Raw genomic sequence first — 18,036 nt, forward strand, 5'->3', positions numbered from 1 at the left:
GGCGGGAGCTAGTCCCCCGCCAATTCGAAATTTAGCCTTTTTTTCCGGTTGACCGTAGCAATCGCTACAAAAACGGCCTCAGGCGACGATATGGGCGCCGGCGTCAACGTAGATCGTCTGCCCGGTCATGCCGGACGAGCCGGATGTGCACAGGAAGGCGGTCAGGGCACCGACTTCGTCAATGGTCACGGTGCGGCCGAGCGGTGCCTTGGCGGCATCGTTCTCGAGCAGGGTGTTGAAATTGGCGATGCCGGAAGCGGCCCGGGTCATGATCGGACCGGGCGACACGGCGAAGACGCGAATGCCCTTGGGGCCGAGGTCGTAGGCCATGTAGCGGACGGCCGATTCGAGCGCCGCCTTGATGATGCCCATGACGCCATAGTTGCGGACGACGCGCTCGGCGCCGAGGTAGGACATGGTGATCAGCGAGCCACCGTGCGCCATCAGCGGTTCGACCGCCTTGGCCATGCGCAGGAAGCTGTGGCAGGAAATGTTCATGGCAGAGTCGAAACCGGCTTCGGTGGTGTCGATGACGCGGCCGTGCAGGTCGTCGCCATTGCAGAAGGCCATCGAGTGGATGGCGAAATCGAGTTCGCCGAATTCGTCGCCGCACTGCTTGATGGCGGCTTCAAGGCTGCCTTCTTCGGTGACATCAAGCTTCAGAAAGAGCTTGGCACCGAGTGCTTCGGCCAGCGGCTGGGTGTATTTAGCCGTCTTGTCGTTCTGGTAGGTCAGGGCAATTTCGCCGCCCAGGGCGCGAATGGCCTTGGCCACCGCGAAAGCGATCGACTTGTCGTTGGCGACACCGGTAATCAGGCCTTTTTTGCCTGCCAGCGGCAAGAGAGCATTCATGCTGGCCAGCGGGGCTTGTTCGTTTATTGTGTTCATGCTGTTCTTCCTTCCAGGTTAGGTCCAGGAGTATTGCGCTGCACCATGTTTGGGTGAATATCACCGATTGATGGTGCTTGGTTTATGTTGCGACGCAGCACCATTGTTGCACATTCCGGTTTTCCGGAGTGTTACAAATGCCCGGCAGTTGACCTCGGACAACAAACGGAAACGTTCCGGTGCTAGTCTTTTGATGTCATAGGCAATTTTCAGGAGATTGTCGTGGGGCTAAATGAGATGCATGCCGAAGCGGTCGCCGGTGTTGTCGACCGGGTGATCAATCGATATCGACGCGATCCGACCTGCATGTTGCAGATTCTGCGCGAGGTTCAGGAGGCCTGCGACTGGGTTCCCCCCGAAGCCATCGACCGCATGCAGGCCATGCTCGGCGTGCCGCGGACCAAGATCGAAGGCGTCGCCGGTTTTTACTCCTTCATTTACACCGAGCCGCGCGGTAAATACCGGGTGTTGTTTTCTGACAACATCACCGACCGCATGCAAGGCAACCGGGCGCTCATGGAACGCCTGTGCAACAACCTCTGGGTCGAGCGTGGCAAGATTTCCGAAGACGGTCTGGTCAGCGTCGGCAAGACGGCCTGTACCGGCCTGTGCGACCAGGGGCCGGGCATGCTGGTCAATAACTATGCGATTGGTGGCTTGAGTGTCGAGCGTATCGACGAAATCGCCGAACTGATCCGCAACAAGGTGCCACTGACCGAATGGCCTCCGGCCTATTTCAAGATCGAAGATAACATCCGGCGTGCCGACATACTGCTCAACGCGGATTTCAAACCCGGCGAGGCCTTGCTCGCCGCCCGGGCGCGGGCGCCAAGCGACGGCCTCAATTCGTCAAACATGCGTTCCTGGCGCGAAGGCCTGCCCAGCGGCATCGGTGGCCCGGGCGCCACGCTCGATGAAATCAAGCGGGCCAACCTGCGCGGCCGTGGCGGCGCCGGCTTTACCACTGGCCTGAAGTGGGAAGCCTGTCGTAACGCGCAGCTCAAGGCCGGCCATCAGCGCATCGTTGTCTGCAATGCCGACGAAGGCGAGCCGGGTACTTTCAAGGATCGCGTCCTGCTCTCGAAATTTCCCGATCTCGTTTTCGAGGGCATGACGGTCGCCGCCTATGCCATCGGCGCGACGCGTGGTTTCGTCTATCTGCGCGGTGAATACCGCTACCTGCTCGATCACCTCAATGCCGTGCTGGCCAACCGTCGTCGCGAGAATCTGCTGGGCAAGGACATCTGCGGCCTGCCCGGGGCGGATTTCGATATCGAGATTCACGTAGGCGCCGGCGCCTACGTCTGCGGCGAGGAATCGGCGCTCATCGAATCGCTTGAAGGCAAGCGCGGCACGCCGCGCAACCGGCCGCCTTTCCCGGTGACCAACGGCTATCTCGACCAGCCGACTATCGTCAACAACGTCGAAACTTATGCCGCCGCGGCCTTGATCGCGTTGAAAGGCGGCGAGTGGTACGCCGGCATCGGGACCAAGCACTCGGCCGGGACGAAGATCATTTCGGTCTCCGGCGATTGTGAGCGGCCGGGCATCTACGAATATCCGTTCGGTGTCAGCATCCGCCAGGTGCTCGAAGACTGCGGCGCCACCGACACGCAGGCTGTCCAGGTCAGCGGGCCGTCCGGCATCTGCGTCGCCGAGAACGAATTCGACCGCATCATCGGCTTCGAGGATATCCCGACCGCCGGTGCCTTCACGATCTTCAACAAGTCCCGCGACATGTTCGAGGTGGCACGCAACTACGTGCATTTCTTCCAGCACGAAAGCTGCGGTTTCTGCACACCGTGCCGGGTTGGCACCTCGCTGCTCAAGAATCTCATGGACAAGCTGCATTACGGCAGCGGTTCGCCCTACGACTTTGCCGAAATCGAGAAGCTCAACCAGCTGCTGCAGTCGATGAGCCATTGCGGCCTTGGCCATACGGCCTGCAACCCCGTGCTCGACACCATCGCCAAGTTCCGCCCGGCCTACGACAAGCGGATGATGCAGCAGGACTTCACGCCAGCCTTCGATCTCGACCGCGAACTGTCGGCCGCCCGGCAGATGACCGGACGCGACGATGCAGGGGCGCATCTGGCGACGGAACATGGAGGTCAATCATGAGCCATACCTTTACGCTAGACGGCAAGGTCGTTCCCTTCGTCGATGGGCAGACCATCATCCAGGCCGCCAGCGCCGCCGGCGTCTTCATTCCGCACCTGTGCTACCACCCGGAATTCAAACCGCACGGCTCGTGCAAGTTGTGCACGGTCAAGGTCAATGGCCGGCACACCGCGTCGTGCACGATGCGCGCGGCGCCCGGCATGGTGGTCGAGAGCGAGACCGAGGAAATCAACGCCGAACGCCGGGCGCTGACCCAGATGCTCTTCGTCGAGGGCAACCATTTCTGCCCGTCGTGCGAGAAGAGCGGCAATTGCCAGTTGCAGGCCACGGCCTACCATCTCGGCATGATGTCGCCGCACTACGACCATTTCTTCCCGAATCGTCCGGTCGACGCCTCGCATCCCGAGGTTTTGCTCGACTTCAACCGCTGCATCCTCTGCTCGCTGTGTGTGCGGGCCAGCCGCGATGTCGATGGCAAGAACGTTTTCGGGCTGTCCGGGCGCGGTATCAAGACCCACCTGATCGTCAATGCCAAGTCCGGCCAGCTGGCCGACACCAACTTCACGCTGGCCGACAAGGCGGCGCAGGTCTGCCCGGTCGGCGTTATTCTGAAGAAGCGTCAGGGCTTCGCCGTGCCGATTGGCGAGCGCAAATACGACAAGGCGCCGATTTCCGAAACCGCCGACACAACGGAGGGCCGCTGAGATGACTGCCAAGAAAAAGCTCAAGGTCGCCACCACTTCGCTGGCCGGCTGTTTCGGCTGCCACATGTCCTTCCTCGACATCGACGAACGCTTGTTCACCCTGCTCGAACACATCGAGTTCGACCGCTCGCCGCTGACCGACATCAAGACCTGCAGCCCTGACTGCGACATCGGCATCATCGAAGGCGGCCTGTGCAATGCCGAAAATGTCCATGTCCTGCGCGAGTTCCGCAAGAACTGCAAGATCCTCATCGCCATGGGCGCCTGCGCCATCAACGGCGGCCTGCCGGCGCAACGCAACCACCTGCCACTGACGACCATTCTTGAAGAGGTTTATCACACCAGCCCGGGGCTGGCCAACGGCATGATCCCGAACGACCCGGAGCTGCCGCTGCCGCTCAACCAGGTGCATCCGATCCATGAAGTCGTCAAGATCGATTACTTCATGCCTGGCTGTCCGCCTTCGGCTGACGCGATCTGGAAGGTGTTGACCGATCTTCTCGCTGGTCGTGAGCCCGAGTTGGGCCATGGCTTGATGCATTACGATTGAGGTAGAAAATGACCTACCAACTAGAAACCGCCGCTCACCCCGAAACCTTGCGCCGCGTGGCGATCGACCCGGTGTCCCGGGTCGAGGGCCACGGCAAGGTGACCATCCTGCTCGACGACCAGAACAAGGTGCATCAGGTGCGCCTGCACATCGTCGAATTCCGCGGCTTCGAGAAATTCATCCAGGGCCGGCCGTACTGGGAAGTACCGGTCATGGTCCAGCGCCTGTGCGGCATCTGCCCGGTGTCGCACCATCTGGCCGCCTCGAAGGCGCTCGATGTCATCGTTGGCGCCAAAAAGATCACGGCGACAGCCGAGAAAATGCGCCGGCTGATGCACTACGGCCAGATGCTGCAATCGCATGCGCTGCATTTCTTCCACCTTTGCTCGCCGGACCTGCTCTTCGGTTTCGACAGCGACGTTACCAAGCGCAACATCGTCGGCGTCGCCATGGCGCATCCGGAAACGGCCAAGCGTGGCGTGTTGCTGCGCCGCTTCGGTCAGGAAGTCATCCGCGTCACGGCCGGCAAGCGCGTGCATGGCACAGGCGCCATTCCGGGCGGCGTCAACAAGGCGCTGACGGTGGCCGAGCGCGACGAGCTGCTCAAGGACATCTATCACATCGTCCAGTGGTCGCGCGACGCGGTGCAACTGATCCAGAAGGTGCATACGCAGGACCCCGGGCTGTACAACAGCTTCGGCATTTTCCGTTCGAATTTCATGTCCATCGTCGGCAACAACGGTGATCTCGACTTCTATCATGGCACCCTGCGCGCCCGCGACGACAACGGCAAGATCATCTTCGACCACGTCGATTACCAGCAATACGACCAGTACATCGAGGAAGAGGTCAGGGCGTGGAGCTACATGAAGTTCCCGTTCTTCAAGTCCATCGGCAAGGAACACGGCTGGTACAAGGTCGGCCCGCTGGCCCGGGTGCAGAACTGCAACCAGATTTCGACCCCCTTCGCCGAACATGAGCGCAAGGAATTCGTCGATTACGCCGGTGGCTCGCCGATGCACGCGCCGCTCGCCTACCACTGGACGCGCATGATCGAGATGCTGCACGCCGCAGAGGTGATCAAGGAGTTGCTGCACGACGATGATCTGCTCGGCAGCGACCTCGTGGTCCAGGGCGAGCGCCAGATGGAAGGCGTCGGCGTCATCGAGGCGCCACGGGGCACGCTGTTCCATCACTACCGCGTCGATGAAAACGATCTGGTCACCATGGCCAACCTGATCGTGTCGACGACCAACAACAACCAGGCGATGAACGAAGCCATCCGCCACGTCGCCCGGCGCTACCTGCACGGCCACGAAATAACCGAAGGCCTGCTCAATCACATCGAAGTCGCCATCCGCGCCTTCGACCCCTGCCTGTCCTGCGCCACGCACGCGCTGGGCAAGATGCCGCTCGAAGTCGAACTGGTCGATCCGGAAGGGCGCATCGTTCATTCGCTGAGCCGTTCATGAGCGCACCGGTCGTCATCTTCGCCGTCGGCAACCCGAGCCGCGGCGACGACGCCCTCGGGCCGGAATGCCACGGTCAACTGGAAAAATGGCTCAAAAATGAAATGCTGGCCGATCAGTTCGAACTGATCGAAGACTTCCAGCTCCAGATCGAACACGCCCTCGACCTGCAGGGCCGGCAGCTAGCGCTGTTCATCGACGCCGGCGCCAGCACGCCTGGGCCGTTTACCTTCGAGCGCATCGCCCCGGCCACCGGTGCTGCCTATACGACGCACGAACTGCCGCCCGAGGCAGTGTTGCAGGTGTACGTTCAGACTGAAGGCGAGGAACCGCCACCGGCCTTCGTGCTGTGCATTCGTGGCGAGCAGTTCGAACTCGGCGACGCACTGTCTGCCGCCGCGAGCCGCCATCTTGAGGCGGCCTTCGGCCTGCTGACCAGTCTCTGCCGGCAGCCCTCGCTAGCTGCCTGGGAGCAGGCGGCGACACCCGTCAGCGCCTGAGGCACGGACGCCGACAAGGTCGTCTTTGCGATGACGCCCGGCCCGGCGTTATGCTGGCGCTTCCGAGCCCCGCTTCAATCGCCGCCATGAAGTTCTCCCGCCTATTCCTGAACCGCCTGCAGAACCAATCGGTCGTCACCGATACGGTAGTCGTCATCGACGTTCTGCGTTCGTTTACCTCGGCGGCGGTGATGCTGGCCCGGGGGGCGCGGGCGATCTATCCGGTCGAGCGCATCGCGGCGGCGACGGCCCTGCTGGCAGAAATGCAGCAGCCGCTTTCGGTCGGCGCCGTGGGCGGCGGCGATCCGGTGCCCGGCTTCGATTTCGGCAACTCACCGTCGCAACTGATGCAGGCCGATGTGGCCGGCCGGCAGGTGGTGATGACCACGGCCGCGGGGGTTCGCGGCCTGCAGCGGTTTCGCCAGGCGCGCCGGCTCTACGCCGCCAGTCTGGTCTGCGCCCGGGCCACGGCCGAGGCCGTCCGTGCGGCGGGGGCCGATGAAGTCTGCTTCGTCATCACCGGCGAATGGGTGGACCGTGACGGCGACGAGGACATTGCCTGCGCCGATTACATCGAAGCCCTGTTGCGCGGCGCGGATGTCGCACCGGACCAGTTCGTCCAGCGCGTCCGGCAGTCCGATTTCGGGCTGCGCTTTTCCGCTGGCACCTGGCCGAACCTGCCGCTGGCCGACCTTGAAATCGCCGCCCAGCCCGATCTCTTCGAATTCGCCATGCCGGTGTGGCGCGAAGGGGAGCATCTGGTCATTCGCTGACACGCCGTGGCCAGCCGGTTTGTCCGCTGCTGGCGGGAAACTGCGCGCTATCCGCGGTGGGCAGATTGAAGCCGGAAGCCTATAATCAAACTACTTAATGACCGTTAAGTCAGTAGCTAATTAGGTGCCCCATGAACCGTTCCCGCCTCGTCAGGATTTTGCTTTTTGCCCTGTTTTTCGGGTTGACCGTAGCAATCGGTTTTTACCTCTATCTGCAGCGCCCGGCCGGTTTGCCGGCTGGCTTGGCCTCGGGCAACGGGCGGCTGGAAGCCACCGAGGTCGATGTCGCGACCAAGATCGCCGGGCGCCTCGCCGAGCTCGGCCCGCGCGAGGGTGATTATGTCGAGGCCGGGGCGGTCGTCGCCCGGCTTGATGCCGATGACCTGCGGGCCCAGTTGCAGGCTGCCGAAGCGCAGATTCTCCAGGCGCAACGAGCCGTCGATCAGTCGCGGGCCGGCGTGCGCAAATCGCAGTCCGAAGTATCGCTGGCTGGCAAGACGCTCAAGCGTTCGGAGGAGCTGGTCGGCAAAGGCTTCATTTCGCGCAACAAGCTGGATACCGACCAGACCGGCATGGAAGGCGCCATGGCCGGCATGGCGCAGGCGCGCGGCAAGGTCGGCGAGGCCGATGCCGGCGTGGCTGCTGCCGAGGCGAAGGCCGAGAGCCTGCGCGTGACGGTCAACGATTCGTCCCTCAAGGCGCCGATTGCCGGCCGCGTCCTCTACCGGCTGGCCGAACCCGGCGAAGTGCTTGCTGCGGGCGGCAAGGCGCTGACCCTGCTCAATCTTTCCGACATGTTCATGACCATCTACCTGCCGACCGACAAGGCCGGGCAGGTGGCACTCAATAGCGAGGCGCGCATCGTGCTCGACGCCTTGCCGGGGCAGGTGATTCCGGCCACCGTCAGTTTTGTTGCGCCGAAGGCGCAATTCACGCCGCGTGAGGTCGAAACCCGGAGCGAGCGCGAAAAACTCATGTTCCGCCTCAAGGTCAAGCCCGATGCAGCCTGGCTCGAGGCGCATCGCGATCTGGCCAAGGGCGGCATGCCGGGCGTTGCCTACGTCCGACTCGACGCCAACGCGGCCTGGCCGGCCAATCTGCAGATCGACGGAAAGTAGCTCGCCATGGACCGCCCGCCGGTCGCCAAGTTGTCCGGAGTCAGCCATCGCTACGGCGCCGTCGTCGCGCTGGAGGCAGTCGATATTGCGCTGCCGGCCGGCTGCATGGTCGGGCTGATTGGGCCGGATGGCGTTGGCAAGTCGTCGCTGCTGGCGCTGGTTTCGGGGGCGCGGCAGATTCAGGCGGGCAAGGTCGAGGTGCTCGGTGGCGACATCGGCGACCGCCATTTTCGCGCCACGGCGCAGCCGCGCATCGCCTACATGCCGCAGGGGCTGGGCAAGAACCTCTACCCGACGCTATCGGTCTTCGAGAACGTCGATTTCTTCGGCCGCCTGTTCGGGCAGGGCAAGCGCGAGCGCGAGCAGCGCATCGATGATTTGCTGACCAGCACCGGCCTGCTGCCTTTCAAGGACCGCCCGGCGGCCAAATTGTCGGGCGGCATGAAGCAGAAGCTCGGCCTGTGCTGCGCCCTGATCCACGACCCCGACCTGCTCATTCTCGACGAGCCGACGACCGGCGTCGATCCGCTCTCCCGGCGCCAGTTCTGGGAATTGATCGATTCCATCCGGGCCCGCCGGGACGGCATGAGCGTGCTGGTGGCGACGGCCTACATGGAAGAGGCCGAGCGTTTCGACTGGCTGGTCGCGATGGATGGCGGCAAAGTGATCGGCACCGGCACGTCGGCGGCGTTGCGGGCGCAGACTGGGCAGGCGACGCTCGACGAGGCCTTCATCGCCTTGCTGCCGGACGAGCGCCGGCAGGCGCATCACGAACTGGTCATCCCGCCGCGGGTTGGCGCTGGCGGCGTGTTCGCCATCGAGGCCGAGGGGCTGTCGCAGCGTTTTGGCGACTTTACGGCGGTCGATCACGTCAGCTTCAAGATCGAGCCGGGCGAGATTTTCGGCTTTCTCGGCTCGAACGGCTGCGGCAAGACGACGACGATGAAAATGCTGACCGGCCTGCTGCCGCCAACGGAAGGCGAGGCCAAGCTGTTCGGCAAGACCATCGACGCCCGCGACCTCGAAACGCGCAAGCAGGTCGGCTACATGTCGCAGGCTTTCTCGCTCTACGGCGAGCTCAGCGTCGCCGCCAACCTCGATCTGCACGCCCGCCTGTTCCATCTGCCCGATGCCCGGCGCGGCCCGCGCATTGCCGAACTGATGGCGCGTTTCGGGCTCGAACCTTACGCCGACAAGGCGGCCGTCGATCTGCCGCTCGGCATCCGCCAGCGTTTGTCGCTGGCCGTCGCGGTCGTCCATGAACCGAAGCTGCTCATCCTCGACGAGCCGACCTCCGGCGTCGACCCGGTGGCACGCGACGAATTCTGGGCGCTGCTCGTCGAATTGTCGCGCCAGCAGGGCGTCACCATCTTCATTTCGACCCACTTCATGAACGAGGCCGAGCGCTGCGATCGCATTTCGCTGATGCACGCCGGCAAGGTGCTGGCCAGCGACACGCCGGCCGGGCTGTGCGTGGCGCGTGGCGAGCCGACGCTGGAAGCGGCCTTCATCAGTTATCTGGAGGAGGCGACGGGCGTTGCCGGGCAGCCTTCCACGGTCAACCGGGAAAATGAGCCAAAAATGAAATCGGCCGAGGCGCCGCCCAACACGCCGTCGGCCCGGCCCGCCGCCTTCAGCCTGCGCCGCCTGCTCGGCTACGCCTACCGCGAATCGCTTGAACTGCGCCGCGATCCGATCCGTCTGGCCTTCGCGCTGATCGGCTCGGTGCTGCTCATGTTCGTCCTCGGCTTCGGCATTTCGCTCGATGTCGAAGGCCTGCGCTTTGCAGTGCTCGACCGCGACCAGTCGCCGGAAAGCCGTGCCTATGTGCACAACCTCGCCGGCTCGCGCTATTTCATTGAACGCCCGCCAATCACCGATACGGCCGATCTCGACCGCCGCATGAATAACGGCGAACTGTCGCTGGCCATAGACATTCCGGCCGATTTCGGCCGCGATCTGCGGCGCAGCCACTGGCCGGAAATCGGCGTCTGGATCGATGGCGCCATGCCCTACCGCGGCGAAACGGTGCGCGGCTACGTCCAGGGGATGCACCTCGATTACGTCCAGCAACTGATCCGCGAAGCAACCGGCGTGACCTCCAGCTATCCGGTCAATATTGTCTCGCGCTACCGCTACAACCAGGACGTCAAGAGCATCTACGCCATGGTGCCGGCGGTCATTCCGCTGCTCCTCATCTTCATCCCGGCCATCCTCATGGCGCTCGGCGTGGTGCGCGAGAAAGAGCTTGGCTCGATCACCAACCTCTACGTAACGCCGGTGACGCGGCTTGAATTCCTGCTCGGCAAGCAGTTGCCCTACATTGCCGTGGCCATGATCAGCTTCGTGCTGCTGCTCATCCAGTCGCAACTGGTCTTTCATGTGCCGGTCAAAGGCAGCCTGCTTGCCCTGTGCCTCGCCGCCTTGCTCTATGTCATCGTTACCACCGGTTTCGGGCTGCTCGTGTCGACTTTCACCAGCACTCAGATCGCCGCGCTGTTCGGCACCGCCATCCTGTGCATCCTGCCCACCGTCAGCTTCTCCGGGCTGACCAGCCCGGTCAGCGCGCTGGAGGGGGCGGGCTACTGGATCGGCCAGTTCTTCCCGGCCACCTATTTTCTGGTCATCAGTCGCGGCATCTTCACCAAGGCGCTCGGCTTTGCCGAACTGCTACCGCATTTCCTCGCGCTGGCCGCCTTCATCCCGGTGCTCACCGTGTTGTCGGTGCTGCTGCTCAGAAAGCAGGAGCGCTGAGATGTCGCTGTCCAACATCTACCGCCTGGGCCTCAAGGAACTGAAGAGCCTGACCGCCGACAAGGTGCTGCTGGTGCTCATTTGCTGGGCCTTTTCCGGGGCGATCTACACGGCGGCGACGGCGACCTCGCAGGAGTTGCACAACGCGCCGGTGGCGGTGGTAGACGAAGACCAGTCGCCGCTCTCCCGGCGCATCGTCGGCGCCTTCTACAAACCCTATTTCCAGGTGCCGCAGGAGATCACGCTGGTCGAACTTGATCGCGGCATGGATCTCGGCACCTACAGCTTCACGCTGATCATCCCGGCCCGCTTCCAGCGCGACGTGCAGGCCGGCCGGCAGCCGGAAATGCAGCTCAATATCGACGCGACGATCATGAGCCAGGCGTTCATCGGCGCCACCTACATCAAGAGCATCGCCCTCGGCGAGGTGAACGAATACCTGACCGGCACCCGCGACAGCAGCGCCAAGCCGATCCGCCTGGCGCCGCGTGTGCGCTACAACCCGAATCTGACCGGCGTGTGGTTCGGCGGGGTCATGGAGGTGATCAACAACGTCACCATGCTGACCATCATCCTCGTCGGCGCCGCCTTCATCCGCGAGCGCGAACACGGCACCATCGAGCACCTGCTGGTCATGCCGCTGACACCGTTCGAGATCATGATGGCGAAGATCTGGGCCAACGGACTGGCCGTGCTGATCGGCGTCACTTTTGCGCTGACCGTGATGGTGCAGGTCGTGCTCAAGGTGCCGATTGCCGGCTCGCTGCCGCTGTTTCTGGCGGCCACCATCTGCTACCTGTTCGCCGCCGCGTCGATCGGCATCTTCCTCGGCACGCTGGCCCGTTCGATGCCCCAGCTTGGCCTGCTCATCATCCTCACCATCATTCCGCTCATGCTGCTCTCCGGCGGCGTGACGCCGCGCGAAAGCATGCCGGCCATCGTCCAGAACATCATGCTCGGCGCCCCGACCACCTATTTCGTCCGCATGGCCCAGGCCATCCTCTACCGTGGCGCCGGCTTCGACGTCATCTGGCGCGACCTGCTGACCATGACCGGCGTCGGCGCCTGTTTCTTCATCGTCGCGCTGACTCGTTTCCGCAAGGCAGTGACGCAGACGCAGGTGTAAACCGCATCAGAATTTGTTGATATGCATCATGGGCAGCTCATGCGTGGGTGCGGAAAATTCATCCGACTTGTTCCTCCATGGAAGCGTTTCAAGTCGACATGTTTTTCCTCAGATACACATTCGCGGCGACTCTGGTCGCCGTCTTTTTTAGCGCGGCTCAGGCGGCGGAAATGGCCGAGCAGCAATTCGCTTCCATTGCCGGGTTGCCGAGCGAAAAGCTCGGCGCCAAAGTCGGGCAGGGCATTGAAGTCGATGTCGATCTGACCGCCAGCGGCAGTCTTGATGTCAAGGTTCTCGGCGAGCGGATCGACGTCCTCTACCGCATGGCCTTTAACCAGATCGCCGAAGGCTGGAACTGGCGTCCCTTGGCCGATCCTGCGGTCGACGACTATTACCAGTTCAAATTCCTGCCGCTGCAGTCGGTCGCCGTCGAGCGCGGCACATACGAGCACGAGGACAAGATCGGCACGCCGCAGCAGATGAAGGTGACGTGGCGCTACGACTATTTCCTGGCCTTCGCCAATCTCTATGATTTCTATCCGCGCAGTGTCGATGACGACGCCGGGTTCTCGGCCAATCTACCGGCTGCGCTGGCCGGCAAGGTAGGCATGCGGGCGAAGGCACGGCTGATCGAACCGGTGATCAGCGAGAGCACGACCTTCTGGAAAGCAACCTATGGCAAGCCGACCGATTTCACCCTGAAAAAGCGCTATCTGGTCGGCGCGCTGGAAGAAGTGGCGTTCATCGATACCGCCAGCGGCGAAGTGCTTTGCCGCATCGGGCCGGGGCAGGGGCGCTGCACCGGCCGTTGAACAAGTTCTGGCGGGTTCAGCGATAAACCAGTACCGGCACCTTGGAGTGGGTTAATACCTTGTTGGTCTCGCTGCCCAGCAAAAAACCGCTGATGCCGCGACGGCCGTGCGAGGCCATGAAAATCAGGTCGCAGCCGGATTTCTCGGCGGCTTCGATGATCGCTTCGTAGGGGACGTCGCTGGTGGCAGCGGTCGTGCTGCACTGGACGCCGGCATCGGCGCACATTTTCTCGACTTCGCCGAGGTATTCGCGCGCTTGCTGGTCGGCCAGTTCGGCGAATTTTTCCGGGGTCGTCGGGTCGATCAGGGCGCCTTCGCCGAAGTAGGCGATGGGGTATTCCGGTTTGGCGAAAAACACAGTGATCCGGGCGCCGGCATCCTTGGCAAAGGAGACGGCGCGTTGTGCCGTGGCGCGGGAGAGTTCGGAGCCGTCGGTCGGGACGAAGATATGCTGGAACATGCTTAACCTCCTGAAATGGTCTGCTGGCATTGTATTTCGCCTTGTTGAGGTTCATGCTACGCCAAGTCGGGAGGAATGAAAACATGCGTCTCGGGTTTCTCGGAGCGGCCGGTGAAGTGACCGGTTCATGCACGTTGGTGGAAGCGGGCGGCGTCCGTTTTCTGGTCGATTGCGGCATGTTTCAGGGCGGCCCCGAAGCGCGGCAAAAGAACCAGAAAGCGCTCAATTTCGGCTTCGATGTCCGGCAGATTGATTTCGTTCTGCTCACCCATGCCCACATCGATCATTCCGGGCTGTTGCCGAGGCTTTCCATGCTCGGTTATCGCGGCCCGGTTTATGCCACGCAGGCAACGATCGACCTGCTCGAAGTTCTCTTGCCGGACAGCGCCCACATCCAGGAAAAGGAAGCCGAGTGGCAATTGCGCCATCGGCGGCGTGGCGGTAAGGCAGAGCGGGGCATTCCGGCGCCCTTGTATTCCGTCGCACAGGCGCTGGCCTCACTCAAGCTGCTGCGGCCCGTTTCCTACGGTCAACCGGAAAAAACGGCCGAAAACGTAAGCGTTATTTTCCGCGATGCCGGCCACATTCTCGGCTCGGCCTCGCTGGAGGTCACTGTCGGGGGCGAAGGCAAGCCTCGCCGGCTGGTCTTTTCCGGTGATCTCGGCATGTCGAACCGGCCGGTGCTGTGCGACCCGGCGCCGTCGCCCACCGAAGCGGATGTCCTGCTCATCGAATCGACCTACGGCGACCGCCTGCACCGTTCCATGCCGGAAACCGAAGACGAAATCGTCGCCGCCTTCGAGCGCACGCGGGCGGCCAAGGGCAACCTGATCATTCCCGCTTTTGCCGTCGGGCGGACGCAGGAAATCATTTACATGCTGGCCGACCTTGTTCGACGCAAGCGTCTGGCGCCGCTCAAGGTTTATGTCGATTCACCAATGGCCAACGCGGCGACGCGCATCACGCTGGCCAACCAGCACCTGCTGGATGCCGAAACCTGCGAGCTGATCGCCTGGCTGAAAGCGCATCCCAAGCAGATGAGCCTCGAACTGGTCGCCGATGTCGAGCGCTCCATTCAGCTCAACGACATTCGCAGCGGCGCCGTGATCATCTCGGCCAGCGGCATGTGCGAGGCCGGGCGGATCAAATACCACCTGCGCGAAAACCTGCCGCGCAGCGAGTGCAGCGTGCTGATCGCCGGCTTTCAGGCCGCCGGCACGCTCGGCCGGCGCCTGGTGGATGGGGCGAAACTGGTCCACATCTTCGGCCAGCCGGTTCCCGTTCGGGCCCGCATTTACACCGTTGGCGGGTTGTCGGCCCATGCTGATCAGGCCGCTTTGCTCAAGTGGCTGGGTGGTTTTCACACGCCGCCGGCCAACACTTTCGTCGTGCACGGCGAAGCCGGCGCTTCGGCCAATTTCAAGCGTGCCATCGAAGCCACGCTCGGTTGGCCGAATGTCCGATTGCCGCTCCCTGGCGAGACCGTAACGGCGTAACATGAATTTTTGTGTTGATTCAGAATAAACAAGAGGTAATCCCATGTCTGGTAATGGAACAGGTCGCCACAACGGCGTCGATATCAATACCCTGAGCCCGGTCGAGTCGGTCGGCAAGGCCGTCAGCAACGCCATTGACCCCTACGGCGTCACGACCTCGCTGCTCAATGCGCAAATGGCCTGGTTGATGCACCCGCAGGAACTGACCCGCGCCATGAGCGCGCTGTCCGGCGACCTCATCGCGCTCCAGTCTCACGTCATGCGCCGGGCCTTGGGCATTCCATCCAGCGACGTCGTCCGGCCGAGTGCCGATGACGCCCGTTTTGCCGACCCGATCTGGACCGAGTCGGCCAGCTGGGACATCGTCAAGGAATGGTACGTCGCCTTCGAGCACCGCTTCGAGGACATGTTGTTCGAAACGCCGGGCTTGTCCGACAAGGAGCGTCGTCGCTCAGCCTTCTGGCTGCGTAACTGGCTCAACATGGTGGCGCCGACCAATTTCTTCTGGCTCAACCCGGTGGCCATGAAACGCTTCGTCGAAACCAGTGGCGGCAGCATCAAGCAGGGTTGGGAAAACTTCCAGCGCGACGTCAAGGCCAAGAACATCCTGATGGTCGAGCCGGACGCTTTCAAGGTCGGCGAGGATCTGGCGACGACGCCGGGCAAGGTTGTCTTCCGCAACCGGTTGGTCGAGCTGATCCACTACACGCCGACTACCGAAAAAGTACGGGCCATGCCCATCGTCATCATCACGCCGTGGATCAACAAGTTCTACATCCTCGACCTGACGGCCAAGAAGAGCATGGTCAAGTACCTGACCGATCAGGGTTTCTCGGTGTTCATCACGAGCTGGAAGAATCCGGACGTGGATCTGGCCGATATCCGCTTCGACGATTACCTGCTCGAAGGCGTCAACGAAGTCGTTCGCGTCGTGACCGAATTCTGCAAGGTGCCCAAGGTGCATCTGGTTGGCTACTGCATCGGCGGCACGCTGGTCAGTACCTACATGGCCTGGGCCAACAAGCATTTGGGGACGGACAAGGTGCCGGTCGCCCACTGGACGCTATTCACGACCCTGACCGATTTCGCCCACCCCGGCGACATCGACGTTTTCATCGACGAAGCCTGCATCAACGCGCTCGAAGAGTCGATGGCCAAGAAGGGCTATCTCGACGGCAGCGAAATGGCCAGTTCCTTCCGCCTGCTGCGCTCGAACCCGCTGATCTGGAACTACTGGGTCAACAGCTATCTGCTCGGCCAGCCCTTGCCGCCCTTCGATGTGCTGTTCTGGAACATGGACACGACGCGCATGCCGCAGGCCATGCATTCCTATTACCTGCGCGAACTCTATCTCAACAACAACCTGATCAAGCGCGACAAGCTGACCATCGGTGGTGAGTCAATCGACCTTGACCTGATCGAACAGCCGCTCTACGCGGTGACCGCCGAAGACGACCACATTGCGCCGTGGAAGCAGTGTTACCGCATCCGCAAGCAGATCAACGTCAAGGCGCCCGTACGCTTCGTGCTGTCGACCTCGGGACACATTCTCGGCATCGTCAATCCGCCGGCCAATCCGCCCAAACGTGCCTACTGGATTGCCGAGCCGGAACGCAACGAGCATTGGGAACACTGGTTTGACCGGGCCGAGAAAAAGCCGGGCACCTGGTGGGAAGACTGGACCCGCTGGCTCGGCGAACGCACTGGCAATCTGGTCGATGCTTACCCGGCGGCCAATCGCAAGTTCCCGGCCCTGGCCGATGCACCGGGCAGCTATGTGCTCGAAAAATAAGTGGCAAAATCAACAGTTTTCTGGTTGTTCCTTGCTGAAATTGATACATTGCTGTCTGACTGAACAACAGGCTGCGGAATGACCATGACGACTGCACTGACCACCCGACCGACCAAGGCGCAGCTGGCCGGCGTAGACCTGTTGCGCATCGTGCGGATCAACGAGGAAATCAAGTCGGTCGTTGGCGTCGCCTTCAAGATCAACATCATGGCCCTCAATGCCATCTTCCTCGCCAAGCGGGCGGGAACGGCGGCGCGGGGCTTCGGCGTGCTGTCCAACGAGCTGCGGGTTTTTTCGCAGGATCTGCGCGACGGCATGTCATCGCTGACCAGCCTGATCCATGGCTGCGTCACCGAAGTCTCGCTGGTGCTGCAGGACATCCGCCATACCGCGTTGTTGCGGCGGGCTGTCGAACTGTCGCCGGGCGGTTACGGGCGTGATGTGCTGGCCGCGCGGGAAGTCGAGAACGAACGCCATGCCGAGCGTCTGGCCCGCTTGCGCAAGCAGCTCCGGGGAGCCCTCGACGATGCCTTCCGGATGGTTGAACTGGGTGGGGTGCTGGCCAAATCAGCCAAGATCGAGGCGGCCTACGGACAATCATTTGCCGTGCCGCTGTCGCAGGTTTCGGGGGAATTCGACGGCGTCGTCGAAGAAATCCGCACCTCGCTGGAAGCGCTGCGCCGGTCAGCCTTTTTTACCGGCAACTGAGAATACGGGAGCGGATGCGTGAAAAAAACAAAAACGATCTTTCAGGATGGCAACCACAAATGGATCGCCATCGTGCGCGATCCGGACAAACCGAATTTCCTGATCGATACCAATGAATACCTGGTGACCCATGGCAGCCAGGGGATTCTGCTCGACCCGGGTGGCGCCGAGGTATTCCCGGCGGTGTTCTCGGCCTTGTCGTCGGAGTTTGATCCGTCGGCGCTGAGTGCCATTTTTGCCTCGCACCAGGACCCCGACATTTGTTCTTCGCTGGCCCTCTGGCTCGAATTCAATCCGAAGATGCGTTGCTACGTCAGCTGGCTGTGGAGCAGTTTCATCCCGCATTTTGGTGGCACGGCGGAAACGTTTGTGGCGATGCCCGATGAAGGTGCCGATATCTCGCTTGACGGCCTCATGCTCAAAGCCATTCCGGCGCATTACCTGCATTCGTCGGGAAATTTCCACCTCTATGACAAGGTCGCCAAGGTGCTGTTTTCCGGCGACGTCGGGGCGGCCCTGTTGCCGCCGGGCGAAGACGGCTTGTTCGTCGAAAGCTTCGACAAGCATATCCGCCATGCCGAGGGTTTCCACCGCCGGTGGATGGGCTCCAACGAGGCCAAGCGCCGCTGGTGCGAGCGGGTTTCGCAAATGGAGATCGACATGCTCTGCCCGCAGCACGGTGCCATCTATCAGGGCGCCGACGTGCAGCGTTTCATCAACTGGTTCGACGGGTTGCAGGTTGGCATCTGCGGCGGTTGATTGAGG

Annotated in this window: 16 protein-coding genes; 14 read left to right on the top strand and 2 right to left on the bottom strand. The window is 62.3% G+C overall.

The genetic code is table 11. From position 1 onward, the window contains the following. Positions 1 to 78: 78 nt before the first annotated feature. Entirely contained in the window at positions 79 to 852 is a 774-nt protein-coding gene (gene fabI, locus WBK19_RS13215; RefSeq protein ID WP_511290602.1) for an enoyl-ACP reductase FabI, read from the bottom strand. A gap of 258 nt (positions 853 to 1,110) precedes the next feature. On the opposite strand from fabI, the gene WBK19_RS13220 reads away from it, so the two are divergent. The 10 genes from WBK19_RS13220 to WBK19_RS13265 all read left to right on the top strand — a co-directional run bounded on the left by WBK19_RS13220 (position 1,111) and on the right by WBK19_RS13265 (position 12,815). Further along, a complete protein-coding gene (locus tag WBK19_RS13220) occupies positions 1,111 to 3,009 on the top strand; it encodes an NAD(P)H-dependent oxidoreductase subunit E (protein WP_511290426.1) in 1,899 nt (632 codons plus the stop codon). Further along, entirely contained in the window at positions 3,006 to 3,713 is a 708-nt protein-coding gene (locus tag WBK19_RS13225) for a 2Fe-2S iron-sulfur cluster-binding protein (RefSeq protein ID WP_511290428.1), read from the top strand. The genes WBK19_RS13220 and WBK19_RS13225 overlap by 4 nt, the downstream gene beginning before the upstream one ends. Position 3,714: 1 nt before the next feature. Then, positions 3,715 to 4,263: an NADH-quinone oxidoreductase subunit B family protein gene (locus tag WBK19_RS13230; protein WP_511290430.1), complete on the top strand. Its 549-nt coding sequence runs from the start codon at positions 3,715 to 3,717 to the stop codon at positions 4,261 to 4,263. A gap of 8 nt (positions 4,264 to 4,271) precedes the next feature. After that, positions 4,272 to 5,735 (top strand): Ni/Fe hydrogenase subunit alpha, encoded by a 1,464-nt coding sequence (locus WBK19_RS13235; RefSeq protein WP_511290432.1) that lies wholly within the window; start codon positions 4,272 to 4,274, stop codon positions 5,733 to 5,735. Beyond that, complete coding sequence (locus WBK19_RS13240) at positions 5,732 to 6,232, top strand: hydrogenase maturation protease (protein ID WP_511290434.1); 501 nt, start codon at positions 5,732 to 5,734, stop codon at positions 6,230 to 6,232. Before WBK19_RS13235 ends, WBK19_RS13240 begins: the two co-directional genes overlap by 4 nt. Positions 6,233 to 6,318: 86 nt before the next feature. Beyond that, positions 6,319 to 7,005, top strand: a complete 687-nt coding sequence (locus tag WBK19_RS13245) for a 2-phosphosulfolactate phosphatase (protein ID WP_511290436.1) — start codon at positions 6,319 to 6,321, stop codon at positions 7,003 to 7,005. Positions 7,006 to 7,136: 131 nt separating this feature from the next. Beyond that, complete coding sequence (locus tag WBK19_RS13250) at positions 7,137 to 8,123, top strand: HlyD family secretion protein (protein WP_511290438.1); 987 nt, start codon at positions 7,137 to 7,139, stop codon at positions 8,121 to 8,123. Between the two features lie 6 nt (positions 8,124 to 8,129). Further along, complete coding sequence (gene rbbA / locus WBK19_RS13255) at positions 8,130 to 10,877, top strand: ribosome-associated ATPase/putative transporter RbbA (RefSeq protein ID WP_511290440.1); 2,748 nt, start codon at positions 8,130 to 8,132, stop codon at positions 10,875 to 10,877. A gap of 1 nt (position 10,878) precedes the next feature. Next, the gene (locus WBK19_RS13260) at positions 10,879 to 12,003 is read left to right on the top strand and encodes an ABC transporter permease (RefSeq protein ID WP_511290442.1); all 1,125 of its coding nucleotides are present in this window, start codon (positions 10,879 to 10,881) and stop codon (positions 12,001 to 12,003) included. A 98-nt stretch (positions 12,004 to 12,101) separates the two neighbouring features. Further along, on the top strand, positions 12,102 to 12,815 hold the full coding sequence (locus WBK19_RS13265) for a hypothetical protein (RefSeq protein WP_511290444.1): 714 nt from the start codon (positions 12,102 to 12,104) through the stop codon (positions 12,813 to 12,815). A gap of 16 nt (positions 12,816 to 12,831) precedes the next feature. Here WBK19_RS13265 and WBK19_RS13270 read toward each other — a convergent pair whose 3' ends face one another. Continuing rightward, positions 12,832 to 13,275, bottom strand: a complete 444-nt coding sequence (locus tag WBK19_RS13270) for a universal stress protein (RefSeq protein WP_511290446.1) — start codon at positions 13,273 to 13,275, stop codon at positions 12,832 to 12,834. Between the two features lie 83 nt (positions 13,276 to 13,358). Between WBK19_RS13270 and WBK19_RS13275 the strand changes: the two genes are divergently transcribed. From WBK19_RS13275 to WBK19_RS13290, 4 genes are all read left to right on the top strand, one after another. After that, a complete protein-coding gene (locus WBK19_RS13275) occupies positions 13,359 to 14,771 on the top strand; it encodes an MBL fold metallo-hydrolase RNA specificity domain-containing protein (RefSeq protein WP_511290448.1) in 1,413 nt (470 codons plus the stop codon). Between the two features lie 43 nt (positions 14,772 to 14,814). Further along, positions 14,815 to 16,563 carry a PHA/PHB synthase family protein gene (locus WBK19_RS13280; RefSeq protein ID WP_511290450.1) on the top strand — a complete coding sequence of 583 codons (1,749 nt, stop codon included), beginning with the start codon at positions 14,815 to 14,817 and terminating at the stop codon, positions 16,561 to 16,563. Positions 16,564 to 16,647: 84 nt separating this feature from the next. Continuing rightward, the gene (locus tag WBK19_RS13285) at positions 16,648 to 17,271 is read left to right on the top strand and encodes a methyl-accepting chemotaxis protein (RefSeq protein ID WP_511290452.1); all 624 of its coding nucleotides are present in this window, start codon (positions 16,648 to 16,650) and stop codon (positions 17,269 to 17,271) included. 18 nt (positions 17,272 to 17,289) lie between these two features. Further along, entirely contained in the window at positions 17,290 to 18,030 is a 741-nt protein-coding gene (locus tag WBK19_RS13290) for an oxygen-binding di-iron domain-containing protein (protein WP_511290453.1), read from the top strand. The last annotated feature ends 6 nt before the right edge of the window (positions 18,031 to 18,036 follow it).

Origin of the sequence: Azonexus sp., from assembly GCF_049652925.1 — a bacterium.
Taxonomy (GTDB): domain Bacteria; phylum Pseudomonadota; class Gammaproteobacteria; order Burkholderiales; family Rhodocyclaceae; genus Azonexus.